The 5,308-nt window shown below is 48.5% G+C and carries 4 protein-coding genes, 4 tRNA genes, 2 rRNA genes and 1 pseudogene; 2 read left to right on the top strand and 9 right to left on the bottom strand.

Annotated features, from left to right (window positions below):
* The 5 genes from tuf to FFT88_RS24150 all read right to left on the bottom strand — a co-directional run.
* A partial coding sequence (gene tuf / locus FFT88_RS24170; protein WP_001682451.1) for an elongation factor Tu occupies positions 1-955 on the bottom strand: 955 nt, incomplete at its 3' end.
* A gap of 114 nt (positions 956-1,069) precedes the next feature.
* Positions 1,070-1,145: transfer RNA gene (locus FFT88_RS24165), tRNA-Thr, on the bottom strand.
* A gap of 6 nt (positions 1,146-1,151) precedes the next feature.
* Positions 1,152-1,226 (bottom strand) — tRNA-Gly (locus FFT88_RS24160).
* A gap of 116 nt (positions 1,227-1,342) precedes the next feature.
* Positions 1,343-1,427, bottom strand: a tRNA-Tyr gene (locus FFT88_RS24155).
* Between the two features lie 8 nt (positions 1,428-1,435).
* Positions 1,436-1,511: transfer RNA gene (locus FFT88_RS24150), tRNA-Thr, on the bottom strand.
* A gap of 19 nt (positions 1,512-1,530) precedes the next feature.
* Between FFT88_RS24150 and FFT88_RS25960 the strand changes: the two are divergent.
* Together FFT88_RS25960 and coaA are read left to right on the top strand one after the other, a co-directional pair.
* Positions 1,531-1,681 (top strand): annotated as a pseudogene (locus FFT88_RS25960) (hypothetical protein); the annotation flags it as partial.
* Positions 1,682-1,873: 192 nt separating this feature from the next.
* The gene (coaA, locus tag FFT88_RS24145; protein ID WP_000023076.1) at positions 1,874-2,824 is read left to right on the top strand and encodes a type I pantothenate kinase; all 951 of its coding nucleotides are present in this window, start codon (positions 1,874-1,876) and stop codon (positions 2,822-2,824) included.
* A 28-nt stretch (positions 2,825-2,852) separates the two neighbouring features.
* Here coaA and birA read toward each other — a convergent pair whose 3' ends face one another.
* The 4 genes from birA to FFT88_RS24125 form a co-directional block, all read right to left on the bottom strand.
* On the bottom strand, positions 2,853-3,818 hold the full coding sequence (birA, locus tag FFT88_RS24140) for a bifunctional biotin--[acetyl-CoA-carboxylase] ligase/biotin operon repressor BirA (RefSeq protein ID WP_135403478.1): 966 nt from the start codon (positions 3,816-3,818) through the stop codon (positions 2,853-2,855).
* On the bottom strand, positions 3,815-4,843 hold the full coding sequence (gene murB, locus FFT88_RS24135; RefSeq protein WP_130210845.1) for a UDP-N-acetylmuramate dehydrogenase: 1,029 nt from the start codon (positions 4,841-4,843) through the stop codon (positions 3,815-3,817). Before murB ends, birA begins: the two co-directional genes overlap by 4 nt.
* A 134-nt stretch (positions 4,844-4,977) precedes the next feature.
* A 5S ribosomal RNA gene (gene rrf, locus FFT88_RS24130) occupies positions 4,978-5,093 on the bottom strand.
* A gap of 96 nt (positions 5,094-5,189) precedes the next feature.
* Positions 5,190-5,308, bottom strand: a 23S ribosomal RNA gene (locus FFT88_RS24125); the annotation flags it as partial.

The following is a 5,308-nucleotide window of genomic DNA, read 5'->3' as shown; positions in this document are numbered from 1 at the left end:
GGCCGCCTTCATCTTTGGACAGAATGTACACTTCAGATTCGAACTTGGTGTGCGGCTTGATGGTGCCCGGCTTAGCCAGTACCTGACCACGTTCGATTTCTTCACGTTTGATACCACGCAGCAGAACACCTACGTTCTCACCAGCACGGCCTTCGTCCAGCAGTTTGCGGAACATTTCAACGCCAGTACAGGTAGACTTCTGAGTCTCTTTGATACCAACGATTTCAACTTCTTCACCAACTTTGATGATACCGCGTTCTACACGACCGGTAACAACGGTACCACGACCGGAGATGGAGAATACGTCTTCGATCGGCAGCAGGAACGGCTTGTCAATCGCACGCTCTGGTTCCGGAATGTAAGAATCCAGGAAGCCAGCCAGCTCCAGGATTTTCGCTTCCCACTCTGCGTCGCCTTCCAGCGCTTTCAGCGCAGAACCACGAACGATCGGAGTGTCGTCGCCCGGGAAGTCGTACTGAGACAGAAGTTCACGAACTTCCATTTCAACCAGTTCCAGCAGCTCTTCGTCATCAACCATGTCGCATTTGTTCAGGAACACGATGATGTACGGAACGCCTACCTGACGGCCCAGCAGGATGTGCTCACGAGTCTGCGGCATCGGGCCGTCAGTCGCAGCAACTACCAGGATCGCGCCGTCCATCTGAGCAGCACCGGTGATCATGTTTTTAACATAGTCGGCGTGCCCCGGGCAGTCTACGTGTGCGTAGTGACGGGTCGGGGTGTCGTATTCAACGTGAGAAGTGTTGATGGTGATACCACGAGCTTTTTCTTCCGGCGCGTTATCGATCTGGTCGAATGCGCGAGCAGCACCGCCGTAGGTTTTAGCCAGTACGGTAGTGATTGCAGCGGTCAGCGTTGTTTTACCATGGTCAACGTGGCCGATAGTACCGACGTTAACGTGCGGTTTTGTACGTTCAAACTTTTCTTTAGACATCGATTGTCCCTCTAAGACACGGATAAATCGGTGATATCACCACATCAACCAGGCAACATGCCCGACTTGTTGAATGCAATAAACAGAAGGAAAAAACAGGGAGGAGAAAAGAAGTGGTGCTGATAGGCAGATTCGAACTGCCGACCTCACCCTTACCAAGGGTGCGCTCTACCAACTGAGCTATATCAGCACATCTTGGAGCGGGCAGCGGGAATCGAACCCGCATCATCAGCTTGGAAGGCTGAGGTAATAGCCATTATACGATGCCCGCATCCTGGAACTCGGCTACCTGATTTTCATTCTGCACTGAATATCGAGAGAAGCTCTCTTTATTCGAGCCGGTAAGCGAACTTATCGTCTCGGGCTACGCCATCGCGTGGCCGAAATTGGTGGTGGGGGAAGGATTCGAACCTTCGAAGTCTGTGACGGCAGATTTACAGTCTGCTCCCTTTGGCCGCTCGGGAACCCCACCGGACTTGATGGTGCCGACTACCGGAATCGAACTGGTGACCTACTGATTACAAGTCAGTTGCTCTACCTACTGAGCTAAGTCGGCATCAAGTAGCGCGCATTCTATGGAGACATGCGAGTTCATGCAACTAAAAAATTGCATAATTTGTTTTATTGGTCACATTTTGCGCGACACGATGAATAAACAGCCGAATTGCGAGCAGATTAGCATACTTTTTCAGCATCACTCTGCATTAACAATGCGCGCCAGCTAAAACACAATTCTTTTTATCAGATGGAATATCTGTCACATTGCTTTTCAACGATAGCTTCCTGGAAGAGATTTTTTCTTATTATTCCTCCCCATCTGGTGTTACCCTCCTGCCCATTAACCCATTCAACAGAACTGTGACGCGCCATGGCAAATATCGCTTTGCCGATAGAGCTATGACCGCCAGAAACATGCTTATGAGTATAAAAGAGCAAACGTTAATGACGCCTTACCTACAGTTTGACCGCAACCAGTGGGCAGCTCTGCGTGATTCCGTACCTATGACGTTATCGGAAGATGAGATCGCCCGTCTCAAAGGTATAAATGAAGATCTCTCGTTAGAAGAAGTTGCCGAGATTTATTTGCCTTTATCGCGTTTGCTGAACTTCTATATAAGCTCGAACCTGCGCCGTCAGGCTGTTCTGGAACAGTTTCTTGGCACTAACGGACAACGCATTCCTTACATTATCAGTATTGCTGGTAGCGTCGCGGTAGGGAAAAGTACGACTGCTCGTGTGTTACAGGCACTATTAAGCCGTTGGCCGGAACACCGTCGTGTTGAACTGATCACCACCGATGGTTTTCTTCATCCCAACAAAGTGCTTAAAGAACGTGGCCTGATGAAGAAGAAAGGCTTCCCGGAATCGTATGATATGCATCGTCTGGTGAAGTTTGTTTCCGATCTCAAATCCGGCGTGCCAAACGTTACAGCCCCTGTTTACTCGCATCTTATTTATGATGTGATCCCGGATGGAGATAAAACTGTTGTTCAGCCTGATATTTTAATTCTTGAAGGGTTAAATGTCTTACAGAGCGGGATGGATTATCCACACGATCCACATCATGTATTTGTTTCCGATTTTGTCGATTTTTCGATATATGTTGATGCTCCGGAAGACTTACTTCAGACGTGGTATATCAACCGTTTTCTGAAATTCCGCGAAGGGGCTTTTACAGACCCGGATTCCTATTTTCATAACTACGCGAAATTAACTAAAGAAGAAGCGATTAAGACGGCCATGACATTGTGGAAAGAGATCAACTGGCTGAACTTAAAGCAAAATATTCTACCTACTCGCGAGCGCGCCAGTTTAATCCTGACGAAGAGTGCTAATCACGCGGTAGAAGAGGTCAGACTACGCAAATAATTTTCAGGGGAGCTAATGCTCCCCTTTCTTATTTTTCTGCACTACGCAGGGATATTTCACCGCCCATCCAGGGTTTTATTATTCCATCCTGCTCAAGCAATAAAGCGCCCTGTTTGTCTATTCCGCGTGAAATGCCAAATATTTCTTTATCACCAATGATAAGTTTCACTGGGCGATTAATAAAATTATCCAGCTTTTCCCAACGCGAAAGATAAGGTGCCAATCCTTCTTGCTCGAAGAGTTCCAGCGCCGCGCGTAATTCACGTATTAGCATGGCCGCCAACGTATTACGATCGAGATTGATCCCCGCTTCCTGCAGCGTGATCCACCCCTGATTAACGACACTCTCTTCAACACGACGCATTGCCATGTTGATCCCGGCGCCAATGACTATTTGCGCCGCATCGCCGGTTTTGCCAGTCAGCTCCACAAGAATGCCTGCCAGCTTGCGATCCTGCAGATAGAGGTCATTAGGCCATTTAACACGAACTTTATCTGCACCCAGCTTGCGTAATACTTCCGCCATCACGATACCGATAACCAGACTTAAACCAATCGCCGCCGCCGGACCTTGTTCCAGACGCCAGAACATCGACAAATATAAGTTTGCGCCAAAAGGCGAAAACCATTTCCGACCACGACGACCACGGCCAGCCTGCTGGTATTCTGCAACGCAGGCATCGCCCGATTTAAGCTCTCCGATACGGTCAAGGAGATATTGATTCGTGGAGTCAATAACTGGGAGCACGGCTACACTACCGCCATCCAGCTGACTCAATATCTGTTCAGCATTAAGTAACTGGATGGGCTCAGGCAGGCTGTATCCTTTACCCGGAACGGTAAAGACATCAACGCCCCAGTCACGCAGTGTCTGAATGTGTTTATTAATAGCCGCCCGGCTCATTCCTAACATTTCACCCAGCTGCTCGCCAGAGTGAAATTCACCATTCGCTAACAGCGCGATTAATTTCAGTGGCACGGTATTATCCTTCATGAAATCGTCTCCACTGCGCTAACTTCACCTGATGCACCAATAAAGCGAACTTCTGGCTCAAGCCAGACATTAAATTTTTCACCCACTTTCTGTCTTACATGATGTGCCAGTTGCACGACATCTTCGCTTTTTGCATTGTCTTCATTAATGAGAACTAACGCCTGTTGACGGTGCACCGCAGCCCCCCCCATTTGCATCCCTTTTAGCTGGCACTGATCGATAAGCCAACCTGCTGCCAGTTTTACTGAACCATCCGCCTGAGGGTAATTTGGTGCTGTTGGAAATTGTGCCAGTAATGCTTTAGCCGTTTCGGCAGATACAACAGGGTTTTTGAAGAAACTACCTGCATTGCCATTCACTTTTGGGTCAGGGAGTTTGGTGGTGCGCATATGACACACCGCATCAAATACTTGCTGTGGCGTTACTGTTGTAGGATCCAGACGAGTTAAGTCACCATACGTTAGTACAGGTTGCCACTCTTTTGGCAGGCGCAGACCTACGGCTACAATGGCGAAGCGGTCCTGGTATTCATGTTTAAAAATACTGTCGCGATAGCCAAAACGGCACTCTTTAGCTGTTAAACGCTCTTGCTTACCTGTTGCCAGTTCAACACAGTCAACATAAGCGCAAACTCGCTGTAATTCTACGCCATAAGCCCCAATATTCTGGATAGGTGATGAACCAACACAACCAGGAATTAATGCCAGATTTTCCAGACCAGGCATACCTTCCTGCAAAGTGTATTTTACCAGGCGATGCCAGTTTTCTCCGGCTCCTACATGTAAATACCACGCATCAGGTTCATCATGAATTTCGATACCTTTGATCCGGTTGATGATCACCGTACCGCGATAGTCTTCCAGAAAAAGTACATTACTTCCTTCACCCAGAATAAGAACGGGTTGTCCTTCTGCGGTTGCATGCTGCCAGGCATTGAGTAATTGTTGTTCGTCTTCGGCACATACAATGTGCTGAGCATTATGATCAATGCCAAATGTGTTCCAGGGTTTTAAGGAGTGGTTCATAGCTGCTTTCCTGATGCAAAAACGAGGCTAGTTTACCGTATCTGCGGGGGGATGGCTTGTAGATATGACGACAGGAAGAGTTTGTAGAAACGCAAAAAGGCCATCCGTCAGGATGGCCTTCTGCTTTATCTGATGCCTGGCAGTTCCCTACTCTCGCATGGGGAGACCCCACACTACCATCGGCGCTACGGCGTTTCACTTCTGAGTTCGGCATGGGGTCAGGTGGGACCACCGCGCTACGGCCGCCAGGCAAATTCTGTTTATTAACCCGCTTACGCCGGTTAATCTAATCTGTTATCAAGCTTACTTATCGATGTCTCATCCGCCAAAACATCTTCGGCGTTGTAAGGTTAAGCCTCACGGTTCATTAGTACCGGTTAGCTCAACGCATCGCTGCGCTTACACACCCGGCCTATCAACGTCGTCGTCTTCAACGTTCCTTCAGGACTCTCAAGGAGTCAGGGA

It is taken from the genome of Escherichia sp. E4930 (assembly GCF_005845405.1).
Classification (GTDB): domain Bacteria; phylum Pseudomonadota; class Gammaproteobacteria; order Enterobacterales; family Enterobacteriaceae; genus Escherichia.
This window is presented reverse-complemented; position numbering and strand designations above follow the sequence as displayed.

What these genes read in the sequence shown, in the direction of transcription:
- birA (WP_135403478.1), bottom strand. Translation starts at nt 3,818, where the DNA reads ATGAAGGATAATACCGTGCCACTGAAATTAATCGCGCTGTTAGCGAAT.
- coaA (WP_000023076.1), top strand. Translation starts at nt 1,874, where the DNA reads ATGAGTATAAAAGAGCAAACGTTAATGACGCCTTACCTACAGTTTGAC.
- murB (WP_130210845.1), bottom strand. Translation starts at nt 4,843, where the DNA reads ATGAACCACTCCTTAAAACCCTGGAACACATTTGGCATTGATCATAAT.